Source organism: Clostridium sp. LBM24168 (assembly GCF_052953915.1).
Genome location: NZ_CP196861.1, coordinates 2,138,810 through 2,164,486, shown reverse-complemented (window position 1 = coordinate 2,164,486; position 25,677 = coordinate 2,138,810). Strand labels below are relative to the sequence as shown.

Annotated in this window: 38 protein-coding genes and 1 tRNA gene; 29 read left to right on the top strand and 10 right to left on the bottom strand. The window is 33.7% G+C overall.

The window, feature by feature from the left end:
* Position 1: 1 nt before the first annotated feature.
* From cobT to ACSVC9_RS10720, 16 genes are all read left to right on the top strand, one after another.
* Complete coding sequence (gene cobT / locus ACSVC9_RS10795; RefSeq protein ID WP_446897499.1) at positions 2–1,093, top strand: nicotinate-nucleotide--dimethylbenzimidazole phosphoribosyltransferase; 1,092 nt, start codon at positions 2–4, stop codon at positions 1,091–1,093.
* Entirely contained in the window at positions 1,090–1,716 is a 627-nt protein-coding gene (locus ACSVC9_RS10790) for a precorrin-8X methylmutase (RefSeq protein ID WP_291717748.1), read from the top strand. The genes cobT and ACSVC9_RS10790 overlap by 4 nt, the downstream gene beginning before the upstream one ends.
* A gap of 9 nt (positions 1,717–1,725) precedes the next feature.
* Complete coding sequence (cbiD, locus tag ACSVC9_RS10785; RefSeq protein ID WP_446897498.1) at positions 1,726–2,829, top strand: cobalt-precorrin-5B (C(1))-methyltransferase CbiD; 1,104 nt, start codon at positions 1,726–1,728, stop codon at positions 2,827–2,829.
* Complete coding sequence (gene cbiE / locus ACSVC9_RS10780) at positions 2,826–3,464, top strand: precorrin-6y C5,15-methyltransferase (decarboxylating) subunit CbiE (protein WP_291717752.1); 639 nt, start codon at positions 2,826–2,828, stop codon at positions 3,462–3,464. The genes cbiD and cbiE overlap by 4 nt, the downstream gene beginning before the upstream one ends.
* A complete protein-coding gene (gene cbiT / locus ACSVC9_RS10775) occupies positions 3,455–4,027 on the top strand; it encodes a precorrin-6Y C5,15-methyltransferase (decarboxylating) subunit CbiT (RefSeq protein WP_446897497.1) in 573 nt (190 codons plus the stop codon). The genes cbiE and cbiT overlap by 10 nt, the downstream gene beginning before the upstream one ends.
* Before the next feature lie 6 nt (positions 4,028–4,033).
* Complete coding sequence (locus tag ACSVC9_RS10770; protein ID WP_446897496.1) at positions 4,034–4,720, top strand: cobalt-factor II C(20)-methyltransferase; 687 nt, start codon at positions 4,034–4,036, stop codon at positions 4,718–4,720.
* Between the two features lie 24 nt (positions 4,721–4,744).
* Positions 4,745–5,521: a precorrin-4 C(11)-methyltransferase gene (cobM, locus tag ACSVC9_RS10765; protein WP_446897495.1), complete on the top strand. Its 777-nt coding sequence runs from the start codon at positions 4,745–4,747 to the stop codon at positions 5,519–5,521.
* On the top strand, positions 5,502–6,494 hold the full coding sequence (gene cbiG, locus ACSVC9_RS10760; RefSeq protein ID WP_446899843.1) for a cobalt-precorrin 5A hydrolase: 993 nt from the start codon (positions 5,502–5,504) through the stop codon (positions 6,492–6,494). Before cobM ends, cbiG begins: the two co-directional genes overlap by 20 nt.
* 2 nt (positions 6,495–6,496) lie before the next feature.
* Positions 6,497–7,234 carry a precorrin-3B C(17)-methyltransferase gene (gene cobJ / locus ACSVC9_RS10755; RefSeq protein WP_446897494.1) on the top strand — a complete coding sequence of 246 codons (738 nt, stop codon included), beginning with the start codon at positions 6,497–6,499 and terminating at the stop codon, positions 7,232–7,234.
* Positions 7,227–8,105, top strand: a complete 879-nt coding sequence (locus tag ACSVC9_RS10750; protein ID WP_446897493.1) for a sirohydrochlorin cobaltochelatase — start codon at positions 7,227–7,229, stop codon at positions 8,103–8,105. The genes cobJ and ACSVC9_RS10750 overlap by 8 nt, the downstream gene beginning before the upstream one ends.
* Positions 8,102–8,878: a cobalt-precorrin-6A reductase gene (locus tag ACSVC9_RS10745; protein ID WP_446897492.1), complete on the top strand. Its 777-nt coding sequence runs from the start codon at positions 8,102–8,104 to the stop codon at positions 8,876–8,878. The genes ACSVC9_RS10750 and ACSVC9_RS10745 overlap by 4 nt, the downstream gene beginning before the upstream one ends.
* A 4-nt stretch (positions 8,879–8,882) precedes the next feature.
* Positions 8,883–9,752: a GHMP family kinase ATP-binding protein gene (locus ACSVC9_RS10740; RefSeq protein WP_446897491.1), complete on the top strand. Its 870-nt coding sequence runs from the start codon at positions 8,883–8,885 to the stop codon at positions 9,750–9,752.
* Positions 9,749–10,264, top strand: a complete 516-nt coding sequence (locus tag ACSVC9_RS10735) for a cob(I)yrinic acid a,c-diamide adenosyltransferase (RefSeq protein ID WP_446897490.1) — start codon at positions 9,749–9,751, stop codon at positions 10,262–10,264. Before ACSVC9_RS10740 ends, ACSVC9_RS10735 begins: the two co-directional genes overlap by 4 nt.
* A 423-nt stretch (positions 10,265–10,687) precedes the next feature.
* A complete protein-coding gene (locus ACSVC9_RS10730; protein ID WP_446897489.1) occupies positions 10,688–11,539 on the top strand; it encodes a YitT family protein in 852 nt (283 codons plus the stop codon).
* Between the two features lie 241 nt (positions 11,540–11,780).
* Positions 11,781–12,407, top strand: a complete 627-nt coding sequence (locus ACSVC9_RS10725) for a DUF3793 family protein (protein WP_446897488.1) — start codon at positions 11,781–11,783, stop codon at positions 12,405–12,407.
* A gap of 33 nt (positions 12,408–12,440) precedes the next feature.
* On the top strand, positions 12,441–12,728 hold the full coding sequence (locus tag ACSVC9_RS10720; RefSeq protein ID WP_446897487.1) for a DUF2325 domain-containing protein: 288 nt from the start codon (positions 12,441–12,443) through the stop codon (positions 12,726–12,728).
* A 21-nt stretch (positions 12,729–12,749) separates the two neighbouring features.
* Here ACSVC9_RS10720 and ACSVC9_RS10715 read toward each other — a convergent pair whose 3' ends face one another.
* Entirely contained in the window at positions 12,750–13,547 is a 798-nt protein-coding gene (locus ACSVC9_RS10715) for a metal ABC transporter permease (RefSeq protein WP_446897486.1), read from the bottom strand.
* Positions 13,540–14,202, bottom strand: coding sequence for a metal ABC transporter ATP-binding protein (locus ACSVC9_RS10710; RefSeq protein ID WP_446897485.1), 663 nt, complete (start codon positions 14,200–14,202; stop codon positions 13,540–13,542). Before ACSVC9_RS10710 ends, ACSVC9_RS10715 begins: the two co-directional genes overlap by 8 nt.
* A gap of 151 nt (positions 14,203–14,353) precedes the next feature.
* On the opposite strand from ACSVC9_RS10710, the gene ACSVC9_RS10705 reads away from it, so the two are divergent.
* Positions 14,354–14,428 (top strand) — tRNA-Glu (locus ACSVC9_RS10705).
* An 86-nt stretch (positions 14,429–14,514) separates the two neighbouring features.
* On the opposite strand, the gene ACSVC9_RS10700 is transcribed toward ACSVC9_RS10705, so the two are convergent.
* The 6 genes from ACSVC9_RS10700 to ACSVC9_RS10675 form a co-directional block, all read right to left on the bottom strand.
* Positions 14,515–15,696, bottom strand: coding sequence for a tyrosine-type recombinase/integrase (locus ACSVC9_RS10700; RefSeq protein ID WP_446897484.1), 1,182 nt, complete (start codon positions 15,694–15,696; stop codon positions 14,515–14,517).
* A gap of 79 nt (positions 15,697–15,775) precedes the next feature.
* Positions 15,776–16,174 (bottom strand): hypothetical protein, encoded by a 399-nt coding sequence (locus ACSVC9_RS10695; protein ID WP_446897483.1) that lies wholly within the window; start codon positions 16,172–16,174, stop codon positions 15,776–15,778.
* A gap of 63 nt (positions 16,175–16,237) precedes the next feature.
* Entirely contained in the window at positions 16,238–17,875 is a 1,638-nt protein-coding gene (locus ACSVC9_RS10690; protein ID WP_446897482.1) for a DUF4041 domain-containing protein, read from the bottom strand.
* A 51-nt stretch (positions 17,876–17,926) separates the two neighbouring features.
* On the bottom strand, positions 17,927–18,202 hold the full coding sequence (locus ACSVC9_RS10685; protein ID WP_446897481.1) for a hypothetical protein: 276 nt from the start codon (positions 18,200–18,202) through the stop codon (positions 17,927–17,929).
* Positions 18,203–18,212: 10 nt separating this feature from the next.
* Positions 18,213–18,647, bottom strand: coding sequence for an ImmA/IrrE family metallo-endopeptidase (locus ACSVC9_RS10680; RefSeq protein WP_446897480.1), 435 nt, complete (start codon positions 18,645–18,647; stop codon positions 18,213–18,215).
* 8 nt (positions 18,648–18,655) lie between these two features.
* Entirely contained in the window at positions 18,656–19,081 is a 426-nt protein-coding gene (locus ACSVC9_RS10675) for a helix-turn-helix domain-containing protein (protein WP_446897479.1), read from the bottom strand.
* A 168-nt stretch (positions 19,082–19,249) separates the two neighbouring features.
* Between ACSVC9_RS10675 and ACSVC9_RS10670 the strand changes: the two genes are divergently transcribed.
* Both ACSVC9_RS10670 and ACSVC9_RS10665 read left to right on the top strand, forming a co-directional pair.
* Positions 19,250–19,501, top strand: a complete 252-nt coding sequence (locus ACSVC9_RS10670; protein WP_446897478.1) for a helix-turn-helix transcriptional regulator — start codon at positions 19,250–19,252, stop codon at positions 19,499–19,501.
* Positions 19,502–19,538: 37 nt separating this feature from the next.
* Complete coding sequence (locus tag ACSVC9_RS10665; protein WP_446897477.1) at positions 19,539–19,739, top strand: hypothetical protein; 201 nt, start codon at positions 19,539–19,541, stop codon at positions 19,737–19,739.
* Here ACSVC9_RS10665 and ACSVC9_RS10660 read toward each other — a convergent pair.
* Both ACSVC9_RS10660 and ACSVC9_RS10655 read right to left on the bottom strand, forming a co-directional pair.
* Positions 19,720–19,929: a hypothetical protein gene (locus ACSVC9_RS10660; RefSeq protein ID WP_446897476.1), complete on the bottom strand. Its 210-nt coding sequence runs from the start codon at positions 19,927–19,929 to the stop codon at positions 19,720–19,722. The genes ACSVC9_RS10665 and ACSVC9_RS10660 overlap by 20 nt on opposite strands.
* 5 nt (positions 19,930–19,934) lie before the next feature.
* Positions 19,935–20,249, bottom strand: a complete 315-nt coding sequence (locus tag ACSVC9_RS10655; protein WP_446897475.1) for a helix-turn-helix domain-containing protein — start codon at positions 20,247–20,249, stop codon at positions 19,935–19,937.
* A gap of 165 nt (positions 20,250–20,414) precedes the next feature.
* Here ACSVC9_RS10655 and ACSVC9_RS10650 point away from each other — a divergent pair, with 165 nt between their 5' ends.
* The 10 genes from ACSVC9_RS10650 (at position 20,415) to ACSVC9_RS10605 (ending at position 25,660) form a co-directional block, all read left to right on the top strand.
* The gene (locus ACSVC9_RS10650; RefSeq protein WP_446897474.1) at positions 20,415–20,633 is read left to right on the top strand and encodes a helix-turn-helix transcriptional regulator; all 219 of its coding nucleotides are present in this window, start codon (positions 20,415–20,417) and stop codon (positions 20,631–20,633) included.
* 41 nt (positions 20,634–20,674) lie between these two features.
* Positions 20,675–21,121, top strand: coding sequence for a helix-turn-helix domain-containing protein (locus ACSVC9_RS10645; protein ID WP_446897473.1), 447 nt, complete (start codon positions 20,675–20,677; stop codon positions 21,119–21,121).
* Positions 21,122–21,137: 16 nt separating this feature from the next.
* A complete protein-coding gene (locus tag ACSVC9_RS10640) occupies positions 21,138–21,422 on the top strand; it encodes an excisionase (RefSeq protein ID WP_446897472.1) in 285 nt (94 codons plus the stop codon).
* Between the two features lie 7 nt (positions 21,423–21,429).
* Positions 21,430–22,182, top strand: a complete 753-nt coding sequence (locus ACSVC9_RS10635; protein ID WP_446897471.1) for a phage antirepressor KilAC domain-containing protein — start codon at positions 21,430–21,432, stop codon at positions 22,180–22,182.
* Entirely contained in the window at positions 22,183–22,350 is a 168-nt protein-coding gene (locus tag ACSVC9_RS10630) for a hypothetical protein (RefSeq protein WP_446897470.1), read from the top strand.
* A complete protein-coding gene (locus tag ACSVC9_RS10625; protein WP_446897469.1) occupies positions 22,343–22,744 on the top strand; it encodes a hypothetical protein in 402 nt (133 codons plus the stop codon). The genes ACSVC9_RS10630 and ACSVC9_RS10625 overlap by 8 nt, the downstream gene beginning before the upstream one ends.
* Positions 22,745–22,954 carry a hypothetical protein gene (locus tag ACSVC9_RS10620; RefSeq protein WP_446897468.1) on the top strand — a complete coding sequence of 70 codons (210 nt, stop codon included), beginning with the start codon at positions 22,745–22,747 and terminating at the stop codon, positions 22,952–22,954.
* 10 nt (positions 22,955–22,964) lie between these two features.
* Complete coding sequence (locus tag ACSVC9_RS10615) at positions 22,965–23,234, top strand: hypothetical protein (protein ID WP_446897467.1); 270 nt, start codon at positions 22,965–22,967, stop codon at positions 23,232–23,234.
* Complete coding sequence (locus ACSVC9_RS10610; RefSeq protein WP_446897466.1) at positions 23,231–23,572, top strand: hypothetical protein; 342 nt, start codon at positions 23,231–23,233, stop codon at positions 23,570–23,572. Before ACSVC9_RS10615 ends, ACSVC9_RS10610 begins: the two co-directional genes overlap by 4 nt.
* Positions 23,573–23,668: 96 nt before the next feature.
* Positions 23,669–25,660 (top strand): DUF2813 domain-containing protein, encoded by a 1,992-nt coding sequence (locus ACSVC9_RS10605; RefSeq protein WP_446897465.1) that lies wholly within the window; start codon positions 23,669–23,671, stop codon positions 25,658–25,660.
* Positions 25,661–25,677: the final 17 nt, after the last annotated feature.

The following is a 25,677-nucleotide window of genomic DNA, read 5'->3' as shown; positions in this document are numbered from 1 at the left end:
TATGAAATTATTGAAGAATACTTTAAGCAGTATAAATGGAAGAGATGAGAAAGCAGTAAAAAGTGCATGGAAAAGAATCGACAATCTCACAAAACCAATAGGCAGTCTTGGAGAACTTGAAGAGATAAGTGCAAAAATAGCAGGTATCAGAGGAAATTTTCCGGACAAAATAAGGAAAAAAAATATAGTTATAATGTGTTCCGACAATGGGGTGTGGGAGGAAGGCATAGGCAGCTGTAATCAGGATCTTACGGTAAGCGTGACCAATAATTTTACAAGGGGCATTACAGGTGTATGTATACTTTCTGATTTTTACGGTTCAGACAGGACTGTAGTGGATATAGGCATAAAGGCTGATATAGACAATCCGCAGGTTATAAACAGGAAGATAAATTACGGGACAAGAAATATGGCAAAAGAAGCTGCCATGACAAGGGAAGAAGCAGTAAGAGGCATAGAGGTGGGAATTGAAATGGTAGACCAACTGGCAGAAAAAGGGTATGACCTTTTGGGAACCGGGGAAATGGGTGTATGCAATACCGCCACAAGTTCTGCAGTACTCAGTGTCATTTCAGGTATTTCTCCGAATATTGTAGTAGGCAGGGGATCTGGAATAACGGATGAGCAGCTTTCCCGTAAACTGGAGGCGGTAAAAAGGGCCATAGATATAAATAAACCTGACCCTGATGATGTAATAGATGTACTCTCAAAGGTTGGTGGATTTGATATATGCGGACTATGCGGATGCTTTCTCGGAGCGGCAAAAAACAGGATACCCATAGTAATTGACGGACTTATATCTTCGGTTGCTGCACTGTGTGCTGCAAGATTGAAAAGCTGTGCCAGGGACTTCATGTTTCCATCACATCTTTCCGCAGAACCTGGAGCAGGCTATGTCATGAAGGAACTGGGACTTACACCCATACTGAATTTGAATATGAGGCTTGGAGAAGGGTCAGGATGTCCTCTTGCCTTCAGTATAATAGAGGCTTCAATTTATGCCATGAACAATATGGTGGACTTTGAAGACTCGAGAATAGATAGAGGACAGCTTGTAGATATAAGGGAGAAGAAGGGCGGCTGCAATTTATGAAGGATTATGTAAAAGTGCCTATGGATATTGAGAAGAAAAGCTTTGAGATAATAGGAAGAGAAATGGGATCACACAGCTTCTCGGAAAATGAACTCTCCATAGTAAAGAGAGTTATACATACCACTGCAGATTTTAAATACAAGGATATACTTTATATAAGACATAATGCCATAGATAAGGCCCTGGATCTTTTGAGTTCGGGTACCATGATCTATACGGATACCAACATGGCACTGGCGGGAATAAACAAGAATGCACTTGAAAAATTGAACTGCAGTGCTGAATGTTTTGTGGGTAGAGCTGATGTGGCATCAGCTGCGAAAGAAAAGGGGATAACCCGATCCATGGCAGCAGTTGAAATGGCGGCACGTCAGGGAGTGGAGTTCTTTGTATTTGGAAATGCACCTACTGCACTTTTTACTTTGAAGGAACTCACCATGAAAAATATAGCCCATCCCAAATTCATAGTAGGTGTTCCTGTAGGTTTTGTAGGTGCAGAGGATGCAAAACGCGAGATAGAGGAGCTGGATATCCCCATGATAACCGTAAGGGGGAGAAAGGGAGGAAGCAATGTGGCGGCAGCTATAGTCAATGCTCTTATGTATATTATAACACGCCGGTGAGGTGAGCGTATGTTTGATATGTATGTGGACTGTGATGGAAAAAAGTTGAGATGCGGATATACTACAGGCTCCTGTGCGGCAGCAGCGGCAAAAGCTGCTGTAAGCATGCTTTATTTCAATCACTGTTCGGATGAAACAAGAATTGATACTCCAAAGGGAATAGAGCTTCTGATACCTGTGTGCAAGGTAAACAAGAGGGAAAATTATGTTGAATGCTGTGTTATAAAAGATGCAGGTGATGATCCCGATATAACCGACGGCATTGAAATATGGGCACGGGCAGTCAGGTTAAAGAAAGGATATAAGCTGAAAGGCGGAATTGGAGTTGGAGTTGTTCAGGGAGAGGGATTATATGTGAAGGTGGGCGAGCCCGCCATAAATCCTGTTCCGAGAAAAATGATCGAGAAGGAAGTAAAGGAAATACTGCCGGAAAATTCAGGAGTTGAAATAACTGTATTTGTTCCAGAGGGAGAGAAAATAGCCGGAAGCACCTTCAATCCCAGATTGAATATAATAGGGGGGATATCAATACTTGGAACAACTGGAATAGTCACGCCCATGTCTGAGGAGGCACTTGTAGAGTCCATAGAAATTGATATAAACCAGAAGGTTGCAAATGGATACAGGGATGTAATACTGCTTTTTGGAGATATGGGCAGGGATATGGCACATGCACTGAAGCTGGATGAAAATAGGATGGTTATAATGTCGAACTATGTTGGAAAGGCACTTACAATATGCATGAACAAAGGAGTAAAGCACGTTGTGATTGTGGGACATATAGGCAAAATGTGCAAAATAGCGTCGGGGTGTTTCAATACCCACAGCAGGGTATGTGATGCGAGACTTGAGACCATGGCACTGGAGCTTGCACTTATGGGGAGAAGTGCTGAACTTGTCAGGAAAGTATACGACCAGAAGACTACTGAAGGTGCAGTCAACCTCCTGGGAGACGGATATGGGGAACTGTATTCGAGGATAGGTGAAAAAATATCTCAAAAAATATATGAATACACCCATAATGTGGTTGGTGCGGACATCATAATGTATTCCATGAAAGGGGGGATACTGTATGATTCTATGAATAAACATGGAAGGAATGTTGTGAAATGAGCAGGGTTTTTATAGTGGGAATTGGTCCCGGAAGCAGGGATTATATAATCCACGAGGCAGTTGATACCATGAGAAGATCAGATGTGATTCTGGGCTTTGAAAGGGCCATAGACAGTTTGAAGTTCATTGATACACCTAAAGTAAAGGTTGGAAAACTCAATGATATAATTGACATTATAAATTCAAAGAAGTATGGAACTGTTTCAGTTGCAGCATCGGGAGATCCGCTATTTTATGGAATAACCGGATATATCGAGAAAAATTACAGTGGAGATATAGAGGTTGTACCTGGTATAAGTTCCTTCCAGTACATGATGTCAAAATTGAAAAAGAACTGGCAGGGTGCCTATCTTGGAAGTGTACACGGCAAAGATGATGACATTTTGAAAGCTGCCGCTTCAACTGGAATTTCAATATGGCTTACAGATAAAAATAATTCTCCGGACAGGATATGCAGTGTTCTAGCTGAAAATAATATGAGATGTATGGTATATGTAGGGGAAAATCTTTCATATGGTGACGAAAGCATAATATATGGTACACCGGACAAGTTAAAAAACATGAAATTCGGTGTATTGTCAGTTGTAGTAATAGAAAATCTGGATATCAGGGAGGGTTTTCAACCATGTATATAAAGGATGAAGATTTTATAAGAGGAAATTGTCCTATGACAAAGGAAGAAATCAGGACGATAAGTATTTCCAAACTGGATATAAAGCCTGAATCCAGAATGCTTGACATAGGTGCAGGTACAGGATCTGTAAGTATTCAGATGGCTAAATTGTGCTTTAATGGTGAAGTCATTGCAGTAGAAAAAGATCAGGAAGCACTGGAATTGATAGATAAAAATATGGAGAAATTTCACATATACAATCTTAATATTTTACATGGAGAAGCATTGGAGGCTGAAAAACATGTTGAACCTTATTTTGACGGCATATTTGTAGGGGGAAGCGGTGGAAATATAAAAGAGATAATAAAATGTTATGGAAACAAATTAAAGTACAATGGAAAGATGGTGCTTAATTTTGTAACCCTTAAAAATCTCAACAGTGCTGTTGAAATGCTTGAATCCATGGATTACGATCTGGAATGTATACAGATTTCTGTAAACCGAATACATGGTAAAAGTCTTATGATATCCTCAAACAACAGTATATTTATCGTGACTGCATCAAAAATCAACAGGAAGGGGTGATTACACTTGAATGAAAATATTTTAAAAACTGGTGTGCTTTATGGAGTAGGTGTGGGACCCGGGGATGAAGAATTGATGACTTTGAAGGCAATAAAAACTATTCAAAAATGTCAAGTTATAGTTGCACCCTGTGCAAAAATAGAAGGGAAAAGTACGGCACTGTCCATAGCTAAAAATTTTATAGGAGAGGACAAAAAAGTTATTATAAAGCATTTTCCAATGGGGGGAAGTAATCAGGAAGATAAGATCCATAGTGCTTTTCTTGAGATCGAAAAATATCTCAAGATAGGAGAGGATGTAGCATTTTTGACTATAGGAGATCCTTTTATCTACAGTACATATATATATCTTTTAAATTATGTAAAAGAGAAACGTTATGAAGCCAAGACGGTTCCAGGAATAACATCTTTTTGTGCTGCGGCCAGTATAGCAGGAGAAACTATAGTTATTGGTGATGAGAGGGTTGTTGTTACACCTGCATCTCAGATAAACAGGATAAAAGATGAAAAATTTGCAGTTATAATGAAAATAAGCCACAGAGAGAAAGAAGTACTTGACTTTCTTGATAAAAATGATTTCAGGTATGTGTATGTAAAAAGAGCTTATAGAGATGGACAGAAAATAATGAGGTCAAGAGAGGAAATACTTCAGAACAGTGACTATATGTCACTTATAATAGCACATAAGAAGTAAATGATGAAAAGTTGGGAGGGCAATATGGAAAACACAGTATATTTTGTAGGGGCAGGTCCAGGAGATCCGGATTTAATAACAGTTAAAGGAAGAAAAGTAATTGAAAGTGCGGATGTAGTAATATATGCCGGTTCACTTGTATCAAAAGAGCACATTAAGTACTGCAAAAAGAATGCAGACATATATGACTCCTCATCGATGACTCTTGAGGAAGTACTTGAGGTGATACACAAATATTATGTGAAAAGGAAAAAGGTAGTACGTCTCCATACGGGAGATCCTTCAATATATGGCGCCATAAAGGAGCAGATGGATGGAATGTCCAGATTGAATATACCTTATGAAATAATACCAGGTGTCAGTTCATTTACGTCAGCGGCGGCTTCCATAAAAAAGGAGTTTACCCTTCCCGGAGTCAGCCAGACTGTAATACTCACGAGAATGGGAGGAAGAACTCCCGTACCTGATAGAGAGGATCTTGAGAAGCTGGCTTCCATAGGTTCGTCCATGGCAATATTTCTGTCTGCAGGCATGATAGATAGAGTCGTTGGAAAGCTTAGAAAGGGATACGGAAGAAATGTACCGGTGGCAGTTGTCCAGAGGGCAAGTTGGGAAGATGAAAAATTTGTTTTGGGGACTCTGGATGACATTTCTGAAAAAGTAAAAAATGAAAATATAACCAGAACAGCCCAGATACTTGTGGGAGATTTTATTGATTGTAAATACATGAAAAGCCGCCTTTATGACGGTAGCTTCAGTCATGGATACAGAAAGGGAAAAAATGAAAATTGCGGTAATTAGTGTTACAGAATCAGGGAATGACATATCTGAAAGAATTAAGGATAATTTTGATATTGATTTCTACTCGAAAAACAGTACGCTTGATTTCAATCTCGTAAGTGTCTCCAAAATGGCCATGAAAAATTATAGGGCTGTGGTATTTATAAGTTCAACTGGAATTGCAGTAAGAGCCATATGTGAACATGTAAAGTCAAAGACAATAGATCCGGCTGTCATTGTAATAGATAGCTGTGGAAAATTTGTAATAAGTCTTTTATCCGGACATCTTGGAGGGGCAAACAGACTTGCTGAAGGTATAGCCGGAATACTTGGAGCTATACCGGTAATAACTACTGCCACGGATAATATGGGATTGACTGCACCGGATATTGTTGCAATGGATAATGATCTTGTCATAGATGATTTAAAGACGGCAAAAGATATATCGGCACTTCTGGTGAATGGAAAGAAGGTTGCATTTATCGATCAGGAAGATGTTATAAGGTGTCCCAGAGGATATGTGAACAATATAGAGGATTCCCGTGGGGCTGTGGTTGTAACTGATAATTCCAAGTTGAATATTAGTGTGGAGAAAAATTTTAAAATTCTTAAGCTTATAAGAAAGGATATAATTGTAGGTATAGGATGTAGAAGAAATTTCTCGACTGAAATTATGAAAAATACAGTTCTAAAAATGCTTGAAAATATAAATATAGACATAAGATCGGTGGCTGTGGTGACTACAGTGGATATAAAATCGAAAGAGAAGGCGATACTGAATTTGAAGGATTTTTTTGGGTGCAGATTTGAAATATTTTCACGAAAGGAAATAAAAAAAATTCAACACAAATTTCAAGGAAGTGATTTTGTGGAAAAGGCCATAGGGATAAGAGCCGTGTGTGAGCCTTGTGTTTATCTTTCGGGGGGCATAAATTTTCTAACAGAGAAAATAAAATTCAGTGGTATGACTTTGTGTATAGGAAGGAGTATATAAATTTGGGAAAACTGTATATAATAGGTATTGGACCGGGAAGCATTGAAAATATGACCTTGAGAGCTGTAAAGGCCATAGAAGAAAGTGATGTTATAATTGGATATACAAGATATCTGAATATGATTTCTAGCCTGATTCAGGGAAAAGAGGTATTTTCTACTGGAATGAAGGGTGAAATAGAAAGGTGCAGGAAGGCAATTGAATTTTCACGCGATAAAATTGTGTCAATAGTAAGTACCGGCGATCCTGGTGTATATGGCATGGCAGGACTTGTCCTTGAACTTGGCAAATGTGACAATATTGAGATAATACCTGGGGTTACAGCATCTCTTGCTGCTGCGTCTCTTGTTGGTGCACCTCTTATGCATGACAGCTGCAGTATAAGCCTTAGTGATCTTATGACACCTTATGATGTTATAAAAAGAAGGGTTGAGTTTGCTGCAAAAGGAGATTTTGTAATATCGCTTTATAATCCTAAAAGTAAGGGCAGACCATTTTATCTTTCCGAATGTCTGGATATTATAAAAGAATACAGAAGTTCGGATGTACCTGTTGCCATTGTAAAAAATGCACTCAGAGAGGGGCAGAAGATAAGAATTACTGAACTCGGAAAATTTTCAGATGAAGCCGTTGACATGATGAGTGTAGTTATAATTGGAAACAGCAGGAGTTATATGAAAAGAGGTAGATTTATAACCCCACGTGGATATAATATACCCGATAACAATGTTGTTGAATAGAAAAGGAGAAATTATGGTGGAAAACAAAAAGGGAATACTTGTAGTGAGCTTTGGAACGAGTATTCTGAAAATATTGAAATCATGCATAGAGAGTACTGAAAATTCTATAATAAATGCATTCAAATGTTATGAGATAAGAAGAGCTTTTACTTCGCATATGATAATTGCAAAGCTTAAAAGTGATTATAAATTAAGTATAGATACAGTGGAAGAAGCACTGGAAAAGATGAAACTGGATGGCTTTAGAGAGGTTTATATTCAACCACTGCATATAATTCCGGGGGATGAATATGATAAGCTGGTTACAAGTTCGTATAAATACAGGGAAAAATTTGAAAATCTTGTAGTAGGGAGGCCTGTATTATATAGGCAGAATGACTACAGAATAGCTGTAAAGGCATTAAAGGCCCAGATTCAGGAATACTGCAGCTGTAAAAGTGCAATAATTTTGATGGGACATGGCTCAAGTCATCCAATAAATGCAAGTTATTCCATGCTTCAGTATATGCTGAGAGATGAAGGTATAAATAATGCATATATAGCCACTGTAGAAGGATATCCTGCTCTGAGAAATGTAATTCCACAGCTTAAAATCAAGAATGTAAGAAAAGTAATACTAATGCCTTTTATGCTTGTAGCTGGGAATCATGCAGTTGAGGACATGGCAGGAGATGCGCCTGATTCATGGAAAAACATACTTGAAAATAAAGGCTTTGATGTAGAATGCTATCTGCATGGTCTTGGAGAAAATCCTTCTTTTCATAATATATATATACAACATTTGAAGGATTCTATAAATGGTAATCCTCTTATGAAGAAAGAGAACTATCCTGAAGCTGCAATAGAGAGTATTAGAGGGAGTGTAAAATGATAGGCTTAATTCTTGGAACATCTGAAGGAAGAGATATACTTTCTTCACTCAATAAAGTTACTGACGATATATTTGTGTCTACTGCAACTGAATATGGAGGCAGTATATTAAAGGAATACAAGTATACGTATTTAAATACCACGCCTCTTGACTGTGATGGATTTATTAAAGCTATCAGAAAAAATGATATAGCTTTGCTTGTTGATGCATCACATCCATACGCCGTAAATGTTACTGAAAATTCGATGGAGGCCTGCAGAAAACTTGGTATAGAATACATTAGATATGAGAGACCTTCATGTATGGAGAGATTTAAAAACAACAATATGGTGGTAGTTGTAGACAATTACAATGAGCTATATGGAAAAATCAAATCTTTCAAGGGAACAATACTAAATACCACTGGAAGCAGGAACCTTGAGACAATTATGTCCATGAACCTGAAAAACAGGATAGTTCACAGAGTGCTTCCACAGCCTAGAATATTGTCTAAGTGTCAAAAGTTCGGTGTAAAAATTGAAGACATAATTGCTATTAAAGGACCAGTTGGTCGGGAGCTGAATTGTGCTTTTATAAAGAATTACAATGCAAAAGCTATGATACTGAAAGATAGTGGAACAAGGGGTGGAACCTATGACAAAATAACAGCATGCATTGACTGTGGAATATATGCTTTTGTATTGAAGAGAAAAAAGATTGAGTATGATATTGTTTTTTATGATATAGTAAAGTTAGTGGATTATATAGAAAAAAAATATATTTTCAGGAGATAACACTATGGAAATTACGGCTTTTTATCCTGGAAGTTTTGGTGAGATAATTCAGGGGATTGCGGAAGATACAGATATACTGGTATCCTTGCCTATAAATGTATATAGTAAGGTGAAACTATTTGAATCTAATAAAAATACTAAGACTAACATTTCAGGTTGGGCTCAAAAATCCTACATATTTATGCAAAATTTATTGAAGGCATGGAATTGTGAAAAATATTACTCGAATCTAGCGTTGAATATTAATTCCAGTATACCTAAGGGAAAAGGTATGGCAAGCAGTACGGCAGATTTATGTGCAGTTTATAGGTGCATGATAAGAATGTTTCACAAGGAATACAATGAGGATGAACTTGTAGAGCAATGTATAAATGTGGAGCCTACTGACAGTATAATATTTGGGAGAATGACGCTTTTTGACTATAAAACAGGATTATACAGGGAAACTCTTGGAGATTATTTTAAATTTAACATACTGGTATTTCAAGGTGAAGGTATAGTTGACACTGTTGAATTCAATCATGATGATTCAAAGCAGCCAATTATAGTTGATGATTTGATAGAGCCGCTGAGGAGGGCTGTATACGATAGAAATCTGGAGCAGCTTCTGAAGGTTTCCACGGAAAGTATATTGAGAAATCAAAGTAGGTTGTATTATGATTTTCTTGAACCAGTTCTAAAAATATGTAGGCAAGCAGGTGGACTTGGGATAATAGGTGCTCATAGTGGAAATATACTCGGTATTGTTTTTAGCGATGTGGAAAAGTTGAAATTTGTAGAGAAAAATATATGCATCAATAAATTAAAAATATATGATATATGTACAATTGATAAAATTGAAAATTGTATTATAGAAAGGTGGGAAAGTTTTTGAGTAGAGGATATATTCAAGTTTATACTGGAAATGGCAAAGGAAAGACTACGGCGGCTCTTGGATTGTGTTTGAGAGCAATTTGTGCAGGAAAAAATGTGTATTTTGGACAGTTTGTAAAAGGGATGGATTACAGTGAGTTGAAAGTGCCTTATTTGATACCTGATTTTACTATAGAGCAATTTGGAAGAGATGCTTTTATAGATGGAGATCCAACTGATGAAGATATAAAAATGGCCAGACAGGGATTAAAAAAAATCAGGGAAGTACTGTGTTCCGGTGAGTATGATATAGTTGTTTTGGACGAGATAAATATAGCATTATACTATAAGTTAATTAGTGTAGATGAATTGTTGCATGTTCTGGATATAAGAAATCCTGACGTGGAAGTGATTATTACTGGAAGGTATGCGGATGCTAGAATAATAGAGAAAGCAGACCTTGTAACTGAAATGAAAGAAGTAAAACATTATTACAATGAAGGAGTAAAAGCAAGAACCGGTATTGAAAATTAACACAAAAAATTAAAAAAATTATTGCAAAGTTTTTTATTTAAGTATTCTAAATTATGACTTGGCGAAATTATATATGTCATAATTTAGAATGGGTGGCTATTTTATATGGACTTCTATCGGCATTAAATCAGTAGTTTTAGGTTTTTTATTTCAAATTTTAATAATGAATATTGAATATATATATATTCAATATTAGTATGACTGAATACATATAATTATCTGAATATTTGATTATATGATAAAAGAGAATTCATTAGCTAATACAAGATATAGGGAAAAATGACAAAGTTAATTCATAATTAGGTTAAAAGCAGGGAACATAATGAGTTAATCAGCAATTATTTAAATTGACCTTATTATATATATATAATAGAATTTATTTGCAATAAAAAATATAAATAGTTTTTTGGAGGTAATGTCAATATGAAAAATATAAATGAGAAGTTATTTAGAATATTGATAGTTACGGCAGGAAGCATACTTTATTCCATTGGAGTAAATATGTTTATTATACCACATAAATTTTTAAGTGGAGGAGTTTCGGGGGCTGCAATTATAGCCGAATATTTGACAGGTATACCTACAGGATATTTTGTAATAGCTGTAAATATACCTATATTTATAATAGGATTTAAACTTATAGATACAGAGTTTGGTATATTTAGCTTTATAGGAATGATGTCAATGTCCTTGGGACTTATATTTACAAAAGGAGTATCTGGACTATATTATTTACAAGATCCATTCTTGTCTGCACTTTGTAGTGGTATTCTTACAGGAGTAGGGTCAGGAATGATATTCAAATGCAGGGCATCCCAGGGGGGAACAGATATAATAGCAGTAGTAATTAAGAAAAAATATGGAATTTCAGTGGGTAGAATTACATTTATAATAAATACTATAATAGTTTTAATAGGGATATTTATAGGAAGTCTTGAAATAGCACTGTATACTTTGATATCAATGTATATGTACTCTGTAGTGGTTGACAAGGCAATACAGGGGCTTGACAGAGAGAAGGTACTATTTGTAATAACACGGGATAGCGAAAAAGTAGAAAAAGCCATATTGCAGAAGCTTGGCAGGGGAGTTACCTATCTTTATGGAGAAGGAGCTTATACCGGAAACCAGAAAAAGATAATATATTCAATAATGAACTCAAGGCAAGTGGAAGAGGCTAAAGGTTTTATATCAAATATAGATTCTCATGCGGTTATGTCTATTATGGACACAAGTGAAGTTCGAGGAAAAGGTTTTAAACCTGCAGTGTTTTAGATATAGATGTATTGGATAAAATAAGCCAGAGAGGCTTATTTTTTTCTTTGTAAATTCTGCAAATATTGTATAGAATTATTTAAAAGCTGCATCTTGGTATTTACAGTAATAAAAAAATGGGGTATAATTGAGAATGAAAATCAATATTAATCATTTTAAATTTTGGTATAAAGTATCCTTTACATGTAAAAAATAATATACTAAATACAAATTTAAATATTTCGAAGGAGTTTTGCCGTTTATGGAAAATATGATTATAGAAGAATATATGACTAAAATAAAGAGCCTGGAAGAAAAAGAATATCTTTTTGGAGTAATATCATATGGCATTGCTCCGACGCTTTTCAAAGATAAGCCATCTTCAATAATTACATTGAGAAGAGACAATGGAAGATTGAATGTGCTTTGGGAAAGATACAAATATATTTTTTTAGAGAAGTATAAAATTGATTTTTTTGAATTAAAGAAAAATGAATATTCAGCCGTTATATTGTTCTATTATCCAGATGAAATTAAATCTATCATATACAATGAAAGAAATATGAATTTTTTAAGTAAGTTTGGATATAGTAAAAATTTAAATTTAATACAAAACCTGTTTGTTTTGAAGAAAAGGTTCCAAAATATATGTCCTCATGAAATTGGGGTATTTTTAGGATATCCTTTAGATGATGTAATATGTTTTATAGAACAGTCTGAAAGGCAGTGTCTCATGTGCGGATACTGGAAGGTATACAATGATGTGGATACAGCTAAGGAAATATTTGTAAATTATGATGAAGCGCGATATAATATAGCTAAAAGTGTAATACAGGGAGTTGTTCCATCGATGATTATGAATATTTTTGAAACCATTTCATGTCGTTAGTTTCATAGATAACTATATAAAAGGAGGAGTTTTATGAGTATTTTAGTTGTAGGAGGAGATCGGTTAGGAAATATAAAAGATAAATTGAACAAGAAAGGATTTAATGAAATAGGCCATGTTACAGGAAGAAAGAAGGGAGATAGAAAAATAAAAATTCCACAGAATACAGATCTTGTATTGGTACTTACAGATTTTATAGGACATAATATGGCTGAAATTATAAAAGAAGAATCAAGAAAAAATAATGTTTCAGTTATTTTTTCAAGGCGGTCGTGGTCATGTATGCACAAGAACATAGAAGAATATATGAATCAACGTTAATTAATTTTTTATTTCTGATTTTTATTTATTCAGAAATATTTTTTTTGAAATGATAACTAATAGAAGTAAAGCTACAGACATTAAAGCAATTGTTCCTCCAGGAGCACTGTTTATATAATAGGATAGAAGTAACCCGCCAATAATGTCTATGAATCCAAATAGTATGGAAAAAATTAAAGTTGATTTGAATCCCCTGTGTAATTGAAGTGCAGCTGCAGCAGGCATTGCTATCATAGAAGAAATAACAAGTATTCCCAGTATGTGAATTGATACAGATACAGTGGCACTTACAAGTAGTGAAAAAAGATAGTTTATTGACTTTACATTAATACCAGCTATTTTGGCACCTACTTCATCAAAGGTTATGTATAATAATTTGTTGTAAAATAGTGATAAAATTATTACTGAAATTATACTTAAAATGAACACAGTATAAAGCTCAGCCTTTGAAACAGTGAGTATACTTCCAAAGAGATAAGAATTTACATTTGCATTTGCTTTTCCAGTGCTTATGAGCACAATTGCAATTCCAACAGAAAATGTTAAAACTATTACCAATATAAGTTCAGCATATTTTTCATAGTAACTTCTTAAGAATTCTATTGCAAGTCCAGCTATAGAAGTAAATATGAAAGCTGTCATTATAGGATTCCAACCAAATACAAGTCCTAAAGCTACTCCTGCAAAAGAAGAATGAGATAGTGAATCACCCATCATAGAATATCTTTTTAAAACAAGAAATACGCCGACTGCCGGGCATAATATAGAAATGAGTATACCTGCAATTATAGCATTTTGCATAAATTCGTATTCAAGCATTTGTACCCTCCAATGTTAATTTTCTGTATTCAGAAATAGTATACATGTTACAGTTTCCATTTTTCATAATGCATATATTGGTTGAATTGTCTACAGCTGCCTTCAGGTTGTGTTCTACTGAAAGTACAGTTATATGATGTTTTTTGTTTAAATGTTTTATTAGGGAGTATATTTCAACTTGACTTTGAATATCTATTCCAGTAGAAGGTTCGTCAAATATCAATAGTCCAGGCGATCCCATAAGGGCCCGTGCTATGAATATTTTCTGCATCTGTCCTCCAGATAGATCACCTATTAGATTTTTTTTATATGAATGCATACCAACTGAATCAAGAGATTCATCTATACAAGTGGAGTCTTTTATTTTTAAAGATTTCATGTGGCTTTTTAATATCTCAAAGACAGTAATTGGAAATTGAGAGTTAAAACTCTCAAGTCTTTGGGGAACATAACCTATTTTATTTGTATCCAACTTTATTTCTCCGCTTATTGGTGTGAGAAGCCCAAGTATAAGCTTTATTAAAGTTGTTTTAGCACTTCCATTTTCACCTAATATGGAGGTGTAACTTCCTTGCCTTATAGTTAAATCTAAATTTTTTATCAGGTATGGAGGTGAACCACTGTAAGAAAAAGTTAAATTTTGTATTGTAATCATAGAATTTCCTCCAAAACATATGAATTAAAAATATATTAATATTATATATCTATATGCAATTCATTTGCAATAACAAATAATAAAATTTGAAATTTGCTATTGACGTCGGAATGTAATCAATATATAATATTAAATGTTGGTTTTGTTATGAGGTCCCTTGGTCAAGTGGTTAAGACGTCACCCTCTCACGGTGAAATCAGGAGTTCGATTCTCCTAGGGACTACCAAAGTTTAAAGAATGGCTTAACTTAAATAGTTAAGGCGTTTTTTCTTTTTTGTTTAAGTGTTTATTTTTTAATATTTTACACCATTTTTACACCATAGTTTTTATATTGCTTAATAAATCTACTGATTTTCCTTTTTCTTTCTTTACAACATGAGTGTAAATATTCGCAGTTATTTCAATACTGCTGTGACCTAATAGCATTGATACAGTTTTTAAAGGTATATTATTTTCAAATTGTTTGGTGGCGTACGTATGCCTTAGTGCATGAAATTTTTTATGAGGAATGCTCAGAGATTTTAAAAACTTTGACCAAGTTTTGTCTAGATTGCCAGCGTTGATTAAATTACCCTGTTGACTTAAAAATATATAATCTAAATAATCTTTTGTATAGCTATCTCCAGCTTTTAATTTTTCGATTTTTTTAATATTGACAGCATCTTTAATTATCGTTATTAATGATACTGGAAGTGGGATTGTCCTTTTTGAATTTTTGCTTTTAGGCTCTTGAATTATAGTTTTTTTAGTTTTCCTATTTTCGTCATCAAATATGATTGTGGTTGCTATGGATCTTTTTATATGAATTTCTTTTGAGTCATAGTCAATATCACTTTCCTTTAGTCCTATGATTTCTCCACGTCTCATTCCTGTTGCCAGAGAAAATAATGCAATACATTTAATTTTAGAATTATCAGCGTTTACAATTTTGTTTAACTCTGCATCTGTAAATACAGGAATATCTTTTTCAATAATTTTATTTGACTCTCTTTTAGGTATAACGACTTTTTTGCCGGTGCAGGGATTTCTAAGTATATATCCACAGTCAACTGCGTAATTTAAGAATTGCTTTAAAAATTTATTTATGTAATTTATTTGACTGCTGCTTTTACCCTGTTTGAATAATTTGTTATAGTATCTTTGTATCTGGATTGGTTCTAGCTTATCCAAACTTATAGGCCCTATAGGTGAGTTTTCTATATAATTTCTATATAAGCCTTCATATCTTGCAAATGTAGTTGGTTTTATGTTTCCAGACATTTTTACAACCTCAAATAACCAATTTTTTAATGTTTGAGCTAACCACATATTTTTTGTATCCTTTAAACCCATATTGTTTTTATTAATATAATTAAGTTTCTTCTTTTCTGCTTCCTTTCTACTTTTTCCAATAAATTGTTTCCTAATTCTTTTTCCATTAGCATCCATGCCAATATCATAATTTATTCTGTAGTATTTTTTCCCATTGGAAATAAAGTTAGTTTTTGTTGCCATTTCTGAATCCTCCTTATTGCAAACTCATGTTCTTTAAAAATTAAAAATATATAGGAGATTAACTCCTATTAGTTATATTTTAAACTGGTTTACGTCTTAAGGTTCTTATTTCAACTTCATGGGCACCGTACATCTCAAGGAGGGATTTATTTGTTTCGTTCAAGTCAGAGAAATTTTTATCCATTTTATCAGATAGATTTTTAACTGTACCTTGAACCTCTGCGACTTGGTGTGTTAAATTGTCAATGTCAGCTTTATGAAATTCAGAAGCAGATTTAAGTGAGGATAATATTTCACCATGCTCTTTCTGCTGGGTTTTGATTAAACTTATATCTTCTTGCATTCTACTCATATTATCCTGCATCTTATCTTGAGATTTTTGAAATTGTTCTTGAGTTTTTAAAATTTTCTCCTGTGATTTTTGAAATTGTTCCTGGCCTTTCAAAAGTTGTTTTAATATTTTATCCGTATCAGACATTATATTCATTCCTTTCTATATTTTAGTATAATCTGGATCTGGTGGATTTATACTGATTAATTTTTAAGAAGCTACTGATCCTTGATTATTATCACGTTCTATTCTTAAACTTTGCCTATATTCAGCTGCTTCAGCAATTTTAGTAAATTCAACAACTTCATTGAAGTTTTTCTTTACTTCATCTTCGATTTCTTTTAAAGAAACTTTAAAAAATTCCTTTCTAGTATTTATTTTATTGACACGTCTATCATCAAATTTTTTATGTAATGCATTTTCTAGTGCAGGTGCATCTTCACTGAAAATCATGGCATGTATATCAAATTTAAATGGTACTGAAGCATCACCTAATTCTCTAACTCTTTCATTTGGTTCCAGTCTTCTAGTCATTCCAATTTTATATACATTTTCACCAAAAGAACCAATATTAGAAATTATGTACACATAGCCAGCACGGGTATTTTTCTCTCTATTAGCTATATCTTCTTTATCTTTTTCTAATTGATTTAATGACACCGTAAATGTGTTTAATTTATCTAGTAATTTAGATTTTTCATCTTGGTTGGCTGTAGATAATTGCTCGTTGATATCTTTAATAGCATTTTGAAAATGATGCTCTTCTTTTTCAATTTTCTTTTTAGTGTTTTCTATTTCCTTAAGTGCTTTAGCCTCTTCACGCATTCGTTCACGTATTTCTAATTGTTCCTCTTTTTCTTCCTGTTTTTTAACTTCATATTCATAAGCAAGTTCTAACTCTTCAATTTTTAGATTTAAATATTCAGGTTCTATTGATACTTTCATTCTTTCCCCTAATTTGTTCAAGGTTTCAAATGATTTATTAATTCTTTTTTTCATGCTTTCAACATTGCTAAATTTTACTTTTGATATAGCGGCTTCACATTCATTATTAAAAGAACGTAATATAAGTTTTATATTGTCGTTGGTCATTGCTCTGCCTTTTGAAACGCTATCTTCTACTACCCATCCATCATAAAAGGATATTGCTGTTTTATTCTTTATCATTTGTTTTTGTGAAGCTCTTATTTCATTAAGTTTAGCTTTATAGGCTGTAGAACTGGTTAAATTATATTGAGGAGTATATAGCCCAACTGATTGAAATAAAAGTTCATCATCTAATACAATTAATTCTTTTTGTTTTTCTTCTAATTCATGTGAAATTTCTTCTTTCTTAACAGATAATTCTTCTTGCTTTTCTTGAAGTTCATGCTCGACTTTTTCTTTTTTAGAAGCTAACTCTTTAGCTAGTTCAATAGATTCTTTGTTTTTATTAATCAAAGTATGTTGTTCAGCTAATTCTGAATTTAATTCATGCACATTTAGCAATAATTCTTCATTTTGTTTTAATAATAATTCATTATCAGAAGAAAGTTTACTATTCTCACTTTTACTTTTATTAAATTGTTCTGTGATAGTATTTAATTCTTCATTTATGTTTTTTAGTTTTTCTTTTGAGTTGTTAATTTCAACATTAATTTTTTCCAGTTTTTCTTTTTTACCAGTTAATGATTCACTCTTCAATTTTTCAATTTGTGAAAGTAAGGATTCTTGATCTTCCTTAATTAATTTATCCTGTTTTATGCTTAAAATTAACAGAATAATTCCTATAATTCCTGGTATTATAAAGAACCAGAAAGCAAACATTATTGCAATAAACCAAGTTTGTAAATACCACTTCTTTTTCATAAATGACTGCCTCCATTATAATGAGCTTTATTTGGGAATATGATAATAATATTATCTAAATTTCTTTTTCATTTTTAGTTCTTTTTTGTCTAATTTCCCTTTAAGTTCATGGCTTCTTTTAGTTTTTAATTCAATTGCATAATCCAGTGATTTTATATATTCTTTTTTAGTTTTAATTTCATTGTCTAATTTTGACATTTTAGCTTTTAGGCCAAAATATTTAATTTCCTCTTTATGATATTCTAGTTTTATCTTTTCAAACTCGGATTTCAAATTGATTATTTCTTGTTCTAGAGCTAAAGCTTCTTTATTTTTGAATAAACCCATATGAACCACCTTATTTCTTGAATTTATATTTAACCAGCTGTTTAGGAACTCCATAATAACAAGCTAACTGGTCTAGTGACATATTCTCTAAGTAACATTTATCAATATCTTTTTCATTAATTAAAAGTTCAGCCGCGAACTTATTGGCTTGTATTTCAACCTTGCCCCTAGGGAAGAGAGTATATTCGTGTATAAATACAGTTTGATTGCTGCAATGTAACAAAGCATGTCCCAATTCGTGAGCTATAACAAGTCTTTGTACAAATTCTTGTAAATTTGAATTTACTACAATAAATTTTTTCCCAAATTCTTTTTTAAAAAAGCCCATAGTTTTTTTGTAAGGCCTTTTTATAATCGTAATTCCCAATTCTTTAGCCAGTTTTTCAGGATTTCTCGTACCGTACTTTTGGATTAAATGTTTAACTCTTGCATGAATATTTATCACTAGATCACCTACTTATCCTCTTTAGGTTTTCTTTTATTCATTGCCTTAGCCTTCCAGAATATTTCACTCATGGTATCTAAAATTTCTTTTTTATCCTCCTCGTCAAATTCATCATTCATAAAGAAAGCTTCATTAGCCTTTTTCATATGCTCTAAATATTGTTTTTTATCACGAGAAGTTACTTTATATTTATCTGTGTATTCTTTTGGAATATTTATTTCTATTTCAGGTTCCCTTGTATCTGCATTACCCAAAAGATAATCTGCAGAGACATTAAAAAAATTAGCTAATTGATTTAATGTATCAATATCCGGTTTTCTCTCGTTTAACTCATATTTTGAGATGGCAGTATTTTGCATATTAAGTTTTTCAGCTAATTCTTTTTGGGTTAGCCCCTTTTTTAGTCTAAGTTCTTTTAATCTTACGGAAAACATATTTAATGCTCCTTTCTTTAATTATATTATATATGCCCAATACGGGAAATCAATAATTAAATATAAAATTCCCCTAAATGGATAATTTTATGTTGACATTCCCATTACGGGGATATATAATATATTTAACAAGTAGACAAAATGGGGAATAAGGAGGTGCAAAAAATTATGTATGATAATTTAAAAAAGCTTAGAACTAATAAAAAGATTACATTATTACAGATGTCTAAGCTGTTAGGGTATAATTCCCCAAATGCATACTCAAGGAAAGAAAAAGGTGAAAGAAAATTCACACTAGATGAAGCTAAAAAAATATCAAAATTTTTTAATTTGTCTATAGAAGAAATTTTTTTTAATCTCGAAATCCCCAATAAGGGGAATATAAACAGAACTTATTTTAATCAAAAGCAAGTAGTTTAATCCCCTAATCTAATCTACCAGTAAAGGAGGTCGTGTGATGGATGCAGAGCAACGAATTAAACAACTGGAACAACGAGTAGCTGCACTTGAAAGGCAAGTTCAAGCACAGCCTGTAACAATTGATTTAAGCGTGAATCTTCAAGATAGCTGTTTTGTAGATTATTTAATTCAATGTATTGTTCAATATCAAAAAATGTATGAACGAATTACTAAAAAGACTAAGCATTCTGATTTTTAAGTAACTTGTCCAACTGGTTGCTGATTTTATTAAGTAGTAACATTTGATTTTTCTCAGCTGGTGAACATCTTTTAACTGCCGTAAGTGCTCCTTTTTGGCAAAGTTTATATGCACCACTTAAAGAGTCACAAATATTAATACATTCGCAATCAGCGTCATAACATCCAAAGTTGCTGTCTATGTTATTCATTAAAATCACCTCCCTTCTTTGAGGCTATCTATGAATGTTTTAAGAGCTTCAAGTTGTGAAGGTGTTAAATCCTTGGCAGTATCAACCAGAGATCTAATTTCAGGAGAAGCTGATGGAAGATTAAAAAACTCCCCAATGCTTATTCCAAAGTAGTTGCATATTTTAAATAAATTATCTAAAGATGGAAGCTTATTTCCGTTTTCAATTTGAGTTATGTATGAATTTGACAATCCTAAGTCAAGACTCAGTTTTCTGCTAGAAATACTTTTACTTAATCTTAATTCGGTTATTCTTTTAGCAATAAACTCAATATCATTCATAATATACCTGCTTTCTATTAGTTAGCACCCTTAAGATTATTTTATTAATTTTTCTGTATGTAAACAATGCAATTAATATAAATACTAACTAAAAGTAAATATTTATATTGACATGCTAACTTGAAGTAAGTATAATGTAATTAAAGTTAGGAGGTGCACTTAAAGATGAACCTAAAAAATAACATTAAAAAATATAGAGCTCAAAAAAACTTGTCACAACGAGAACTAGCAGAAAGAGCAAAAGTAACACCTGCTTATATAGCATTATTAGAAACCGGAGATAGAGAGAATCCATCTACAAATATATTAATAAAAATATCTCAGGCCCTAGAAGTCCCAATAAACAAGTTAATCGAGCCAGAAGAAACGAAAAATGTTGTTTGACTTTAATAATTTAATTCTACTAGCAAAAGGAAGTGATTTGAATGGACAAAGAGTGCAGGAATATCTACCAAATAGCACGTGAAAGTGCAGGTTTTACCCAAGAAAAAGCATCAGAGTTAATGGATATATGTGTTGAAAGCCTAAGAGCTTATGAAGGCAGCAGGAGAATACCGCCAGACCATATAGTTATCAAGATGATAGAAATTTACAACACACAGTATCTTGCATATCAACATCTAAAGACAAGTGCTGAAGTTGGTCAGAAATATCTACCCAATATAGAAATTAAGGATTTACCAGCATCAATATTAAGGCTACACACAGAAATCAAGGATTATATCGATCGTGAAGATCTACTTATGGAAATTGGTTCTGATGGAAAAGTGTCAGAAGGAGAAGCATGCGACTTCAAAAGAATTTGTAAAGAAGTTGACGATATACTTGAAGCAATTTATACTTTTAAATTTTCAAAACAAAAATCTGAGTAAAAAGGAGGAACTATTTATGGAAATGTCGACTGAAAATGAAAACTTCAAGGCCATTATCAAAGATGCTATTAAGGAAGCCTTAAGTGAAGTCATGAACGAAAAAGGAAATGAAGAAAAAGCCACTCTTACCATAGATAGCTGTGTTAAGTACAGTGGAATTGGGCGTGACAAAATTATGGAATTGGCCCACAATCTTAATTCAGATTTTCCAAGATTTAAAGTTGGCACTAAGTGCCTTATAAATAAAAAGTTGCTGGATGAATGGCTGGATAAAATTTCAAAAGAAAAGAGAGTTTTATAAAGGAGGGATGAAGTTGAGTAACTTGATAAAAGTAAATTTTGAGAGACAAACAACAAGCGCAAGGCAATTATGGGAGTTTTTAGACAGGCCGTATAACCATTTCACAGATTGGTTTAATCAATATAAAGGATATGGATTTACTGAAAGTGTTGATTTCAGGAGTTTATCGGATAATTCCGAAAAACCCAAAGGTGGCAGACCGACACAGGATTATGAAATAACAATTGATATGGCAAAAGAATTATGTATGCTGCAGAAAACCGAAAAGGGGAAAATAGCAAGGAAATATTTCCTCGACCTTGAGAAGAAATGGAACAGTCCAGAGGCGGTTATGGCCAGAGCTTTAAAGATGGCCGATATGAAAATACTTGAATATAAGAATACAGTTTTAGACCTTAACAATAAGCTGGAGCAGCAGGAACCAAAGGTTCTATTTGCAGACAGTGTCCAGGCATCCACTACAACAATTCTGGTTGGGCAACTTGCCAAAATACTCAAGCAGAATGGAATAGATATAGGGCAGAATAGGCTGTTTGAATGGCTTAGGGAAAACGGGTACTTAATCAATAGGAAAGGCACTGATTACAATATGCCAACACAAAAATCCATGGATTTGGGACTTTTTAAGGTAAAGGAAACTTCAATAGGACATAGTGATGGCCATGTAACAATATCTTCTACACCAAAGGTAACAGGCAAAGGGCAACTTTATTTTGTAAATAAGTTCAAGAAATTATTTAACAAGGAGGCGGCAATATAAATGCTAAAAGTAATTCCGCCAGAGGACAGCACCAAACTGGATGAACAAATCAAGGCCTTAGAGTGGCAAATACAGCATGACACCAATGAGAAGGACAGACATATACACATGGAGGCAGTTTACAAATTACTTAGAGAAAAATCAAAGAGGAGGAAAAAGCATGAATGAGTACACATTGGATCAGATGATTGAGAAATTTAGAAGGAATCCAAGCTTGAAATTTAAGTACGTTGGAGAAAACTACAAGACAGATAAGGGATTTGTTGTTGCTTTAGACGAATACGGCTGTCTCGTAGATGAAGCAGGAGAACTTATATTATCGAATTTTTCAATTGGCAGCAAGTTCAGACTGGTGAATGAGCCAGCAAGTGTGAAAGAAGCTCTTAAGGCATCTGAAGATGGAAAAACAATTATATGCGAACTAGGAGACTTCAAAACTGAATACCATATAGTCAATGACGGATCGGGATTTTCAAAAATATGTGATACCCGCAAGAGCGCAGACCCCGTTTCACTTCAAGAACTTCTATACGGCAAATGGTTTATAAAGGGAGATGATTAAATGTTTGATGCTGTTAAAGTGAAAGGCTACAGCAAGCTGGCTGCTGCAGAGAAACAAGTCTTTTGTAATTTTTGCAGAAACTTCTACAGCATGTGGGAAGAACCAGAAAAGCACGCACCCATAAAAGTTCAGAGAGTAAAAATGTATCTGAAGGTAACTTTGAATGATGGCGATTGGTTGCATCTTTTAGGAAATGGGAATTGGTATTAGGAGGGAGAAGATGGTATTTGAAAATCTAGTGGCACTTTGGATTGCGGTGGAGAAGCAGTGCCCTCCAGAAACTGCATTTAAATGGCTGGATAATTACTTGGAGAATGGTGATGGGTTTAAAAAGAAACCAAAGTTTAGCTGGACTAGAGAAGATGTTCAGGACGTAATTAGGCTTAGAGAGGGAGGTGTAGCTTGGAAAGAAATTGCTGATTGTTATGGTTTAAAGATGAATCCTATGCAGTCAACTATCTGCAGGAAGAGAAAGGAGATGGGAATATGATTAGACAGATGTTTAGGAATGCTGGTATCAAGGTGTCAGATCAAGAATTCAAAGAAATATTACAGATTACCACAGATGATATAAGGGAGAACAGAGTTAAATTCAACAAAAGGACCAGCCTGCAGCAGATGTTAGCTATTGCTAAAAGGAGTTTGAAAGTGTTAAGACAATGTGATGAAGCATTAAGACTTTATTTTGATGGGTATACGGCTCACGAAGCTGTAAGAAAAGCTAAATATGATTTGGATGATGATGAGATATATGATATGAAAACTGGACAGACCATATGTACTATTGATGTTGCTACAGATAAACAAATCAAAAATTTACTTAGATAAAAAAAGATCCCTTTTTAAAAGGGACAAATTAAATAAAAATTCGTTAGTTCCATTTTACATTGGAACGGGAGAAAAATCAAATATGGGAGGTTGAATATGAGTAAGTCAATATTTTTAGAGAAGCTGATACTCAAGAACTTTAAGGGTATCAAGGATCTTGCAATAGATTTTGGAAAGGAAACTAATGTCTACGGAGACAACGCCACAGGAAAGACAAGTATATTTGATGCGTTCACATGGCTGCTGTTTGACAAGGACAGCCAGGACAAAAGCAAGTTTGATGTACAACCGTTGGATAAAAATAATAATGTAATTCACATGCTTGAGACAGAGGTTGAGGCAGTACTTGAAATAGATGGAGTAAAAACAGTATTGAAGAAGGTTTTAAAGGAGAAATGGGTTAAGTCAAAAGGTCAGCCTGAATCAGAGCTTAAAGGTGTAACCACAAATTATTACATTGATGATGTTCCTAAAAAACAGGGAGAGTACAAGAAAAAGATCAATGAGATTATCCAGGAGGACATTTTCAAGCTTGTAACCAATCCATTATATTTCTCCATGAATATGAAATGGCAGGATAGAAAAAAGGTACTTATGGACATGATAGGTGAGATAACGGATGAAAATGTCATTGATTCCAAGGAAAGTTTAAAGCCCCTGAAAGAGCTGCTTGTAAATAAAAGTATAGAGGATCTGAAAAAAAGCATAAATGCTTCAAGGAAGAAATTAATCAAGGACAAGGAGTCGATCCCTGCAAGAGTTGATGAGCTTAATATGACCATAAAGGATGATATTGATTTTGATGCCCTGGATTTTAGAAAACGTGGAATAGTTGCAGGAATAAAGAGTTTGGAAGAGCAGCTCATGGATAAAACCAAAATAGATGATGAACTGTTCATGAAAAATGATAAATTATATGGACTTAAATCAAAACTCAAGGACATTGAACGTGAAGAAATTCAAAAAGCTGAAAGTGGAAAAGATGAAATAGCACAGGAGATAACCAGTTTAAATGGACAGATTGCAGAACTCAAATTTGATATAAGGTCCCTTGAAGCTGAGAAAAACAATAATCTTAAAATGATTAAGACTCTGGAAAGCAGCACTAAAGATTTAAGAGACAAGTGGTATGAGGAAAATGAAAAAGTATTTGAGCTTCCGGAGAATGCAAAAGTTTGTCCCCTATGCAAAAGGCCTTTTGATGAAGAAGATATCGAAGGCCACAGGCAGGAGCTTGAAGGAAATTTTAGGCAGAATAAAGCTGAAATACTCAAAAGTATAAAGAGTGAAGGCAAAAGAAAATCCGCGGAGCTTAAAAAATTCCAGAAGAGGGCAGCTGGAAATGAATCGGCCATCAAAAATGCAAATGATAAACTTGAAGCTCTCAATACCGAAAAAGCTGAACTTCAAAGCAAATTTGATAATTTCAAAATAGATATAAACCTCGACAGCAATGCAGGGTATCAGGAAGTGCTGAAACAAGTGGAGCAGCTTGAAAAAGAATTGTCAAAGCCGATAGATATAAATTCTCAGATAACAGATCTTAAGGAAAGAAAAAATAAGGTTCAAGAGGAACTTGAAGAGGTCAACAGGGATCTATCCTATAGGGAAATTAATAATAAGACCAATATCAGGATTCAAGAACTTCAGGATAAAGAAAAGCAACTGGCACAGCAGATTAATGACCTGGACAAACAGGATTTCATGTGCGACGAATTTATAAAAACCAAGGTTAAATTGGTGGAATCAAGCATCAATTCAAAGTTCAAATATGTAAAGTTCAGGTTCTTTAAAGCACAAGTCAATGGCGGCATAGAAGAGGACTGTGAACCTCTGGTTGATGGGGTACCGTTTAGTACAAACTTGAACTCAGGTGCCAGGATTAATGCCGGTATAGATATCATAAACACACTTTCCAAGCACTATGGAATTACAGCACCAATATTTATAGACAACAGGGAAAGTACCACAAAACTTATAGATACAGGAAGCCAGATAGTAAATCTTGTAGTAAGCAGCAAGGATAAAAATTTAAGAATAGAAAATGATGCAGATACATCAGCAGAACAGGCAGAAATGGCAAGCTAATTTAAGGAGGATGATAT

Excerpts from the sequence above, each read along its gene's own strand:
- ACSVC9_RS10700 (WP_446897484.1), bottom strand. The coding sequence starts at position 15,696 with ATGGCAACAAAAACTAACTTTATTTCCAATGGGAAAAAATACTACAGA.
- ACSVC9_RS10660 (WP_446897476.1), bottom strand. The coding sequence starts at position 19,929 with ATGAATAACATAGACAGCAACTTTGGATGTTATGACGCTGATTGCGAA.
- ACSVC9_RS10725 (WP_446897488.1), top strand. The coding sequence starts at position 11,781 with ATGGAAAATATGATTATAGAAGAATATATGACTAAAATAAAGAGCCTG.
- ACSVC9_RS10605 (WP_446897465.1), top strand. The coding sequence starts at position 23,669 with ATGAGTAAGTCAATATTTTTAGAGAAGCTGATACTCAAGAACTTTAAG.
- ACSVC9_RS10625 (WP_446897469.1), top strand. The coding sequence starts at position 22,343 with ATGAATGAGTACACATTGGATCAGATGATTGAGAAATTTAGAAGGAAT.
- ACSVC9_RS10685 (WP_446897481.1), bottom strand. The coding sequence starts at position 18,202 with ATGGGTTTATTCAAAAATAAAGAAGCTTTAGCTCTAGAACAAGAAATA.
- ACSVC9_RS10740 (WP_446897491.1), top strand. The coding sequence starts at position 8,883 with ATGGAAATTACGGCTTTTTATCCTGGAAGTTTTGGTGAGATAATTCAG.
- ACSVC9_RS10670 (WP_446897478.1), top strand. The coding sequence starts at position 19,250 with ATGTATGATAATTTAAAAAAGCTTAGAACTAATAAAAAGATTACATTA.
- ACSVC9_RS10745 (WP_446897492.1), top strand. The coding sequence starts at position 8,102 with ATGATAGGCTTAATTCTTGGAACATCTGAAGGAAGAGATATACTTTCT.
- ACSVC9_RS10790 (WP_291717748.1), top strand. The coding sequence starts at position 1,090 with ATGAAGGATTATGTAAAAGTGCCTATGGATATTGAGAAGAAAAGCTTT.
- cbiT (WP_446897497.1), top strand. The coding sequence starts at position 3,455 with ATGTATATAAAGGATGAAGATTTTATAAGAGGAAATTGTCCTATGACA.
- cbiG (WP_446899843.1), top strand. The coding sequence starts at position 5,502 with ATGAAAATTGCGGTAATTAGTGTTACAGAATCAGGGAATGACATATCT.
- ACSVC9_RS10675 (WP_446897479.1), bottom strand. The coding sequence starts at position 19,081 with ATGTTTTCCGTAAGATTAAAAGAACTTAGACTAAAAAAGGGGCTAACC.
- cbiE (WP_291717752.1), top strand. The coding sequence starts at position 2,826 with ATGAGCAGGGTTTTTATAGTGGGAATTGGTCCCGGAAGCAGGGATTAT.
- ACSVC9_RS10720 (WP_446897487.1), top strand. The coding sequence starts at position 12,441 with ATGAGTATTTTAGTTGTAGGAGGAGATCGGTTAGGAAATATAAAAGAT.
- cobM (WP_446897495.1), top strand. The coding sequence starts at position 4,745 with ATGGAAAACACAGTATATTTTGTAGGGGCAGGTCCAGGAGATCCGGAT.
- ACSVC9_RS10630 (WP_446897470.1), top strand. The coding sequence starts at position 22,183 with ATGCTAAAAGTAATTCCGCCAGAGGACAGCACCAAACTGGATGAACAA.
- ACSVC9_RS10710 (WP_446897485.1), bottom strand. The coding sequence starts at position 14,202 with ATGATTACAATACAAAATTTAACTTTTTCTTACAGTGGTTCACCTCCA.
- ACSVC9_RS10715 (WP_446897486.1), bottom strand. The coding sequence starts at position 13,547 with ATGCTTGAATACGAATTTATGCAAAATGCTATAATTGCAGGTATACTC.
- ACSVC9_RS10730 (WP_446897489.1), top strand. The coding sequence starts at position 10,688 with ATGAAAAATATAAATGAGAAGTTATTTAGAATATTGATAGTTACGGCA.
- ACSVC9_RS10610 (WP_446897466.1), top strand. The coding sequence starts at position 23,231 with ATGATTAGACAGATGTTTAGGAATGCTGGTATCAAGGTGTCAGATCAA.
- cobT (WP_446897499.1), top strand. The coding sequence starts at position 2 with ATGAAATTATTGAAGAATACTTTAAGCAGTATAAATGGAAGAGATGAG.
- ACSVC9_RS10655 (WP_446897475.1), bottom strand. The coding sequence starts at position 20,249 with ATGAATGATATTGAGTTTATTGCTAAAAGAATAACCGAATTAAGATTA.
- ACSVC9_RS10695 (WP_446897483.1), bottom strand. The coding sequence starts at position 16,174 with ATGTCTGATACGGATAAAATATTAAAACAACTTTTGAAAGGCCAGGAA.
- ACSVC9_RS10620 (WP_446897468.1), top strand. The coding sequence starts at position 22,745 with ATGTTTGATGCTGTTAAAGTGAAAGGCTACAGCAAGCTGGCTGCTGCA.
- ACSVC9_RS10640 (WP_446897472.1), top strand. The coding sequence starts at position 21,138 with ATGGAAATGTCGACTGAAAATGAAAACTTCAAGGCCATTATCAAAGAT.
- cbiD (WP_446897498.1), top strand. The coding sequence starts at position 1,726 with ATGTTTGATATGTATGTGGACTGTGATGGAAAAAAGTTGAGATGCGGA.
- ACSVC9_RS10615 (WP_446897467.1), top strand. The coding sequence starts at position 22,965 with ATGGTATTTGAAAATCTAGTGGCACTTTGGATTGCGGTGGAGAAGCAG.
- ACSVC9_RS10645 (WP_446897473.1), top strand. The coding sequence starts at position 20,675 with ATGGACAAAGAGTGCAGGAATATCTACCAAATAGCACGTGAAAGTGCA.
- ACSVC9_RS10665 (WP_446897477.1), top strand. The coding sequence starts at position 19,539 with ATGGATGCAGAGCAACGAATTAAACAACTGGAACAACGAGTAGCTGCA.
- ACSVC9_RS10650 (WP_446897474.1), top strand. The coding sequence starts at position 20,415 with ATGAACCTAAAAAATAACATTAAAAAATATAGAGCTCAAAAAAACTTG.
- ACSVC9_RS10690 (WP_446897482.1), bottom strand. The coding sequence starts at position 17,875 with ATGAAAAAGAAGTGGTATTTACAAACTTGGTTTATTGCAATAATGTTT.
- ACSVC9_RS10635 (WP_446897471.1), top strand. The coding sequence starts at position 21,430 with ATGAAGTTGAGTAACTTGATAAAAGTAAATTTTGAGAGACAAACAACA.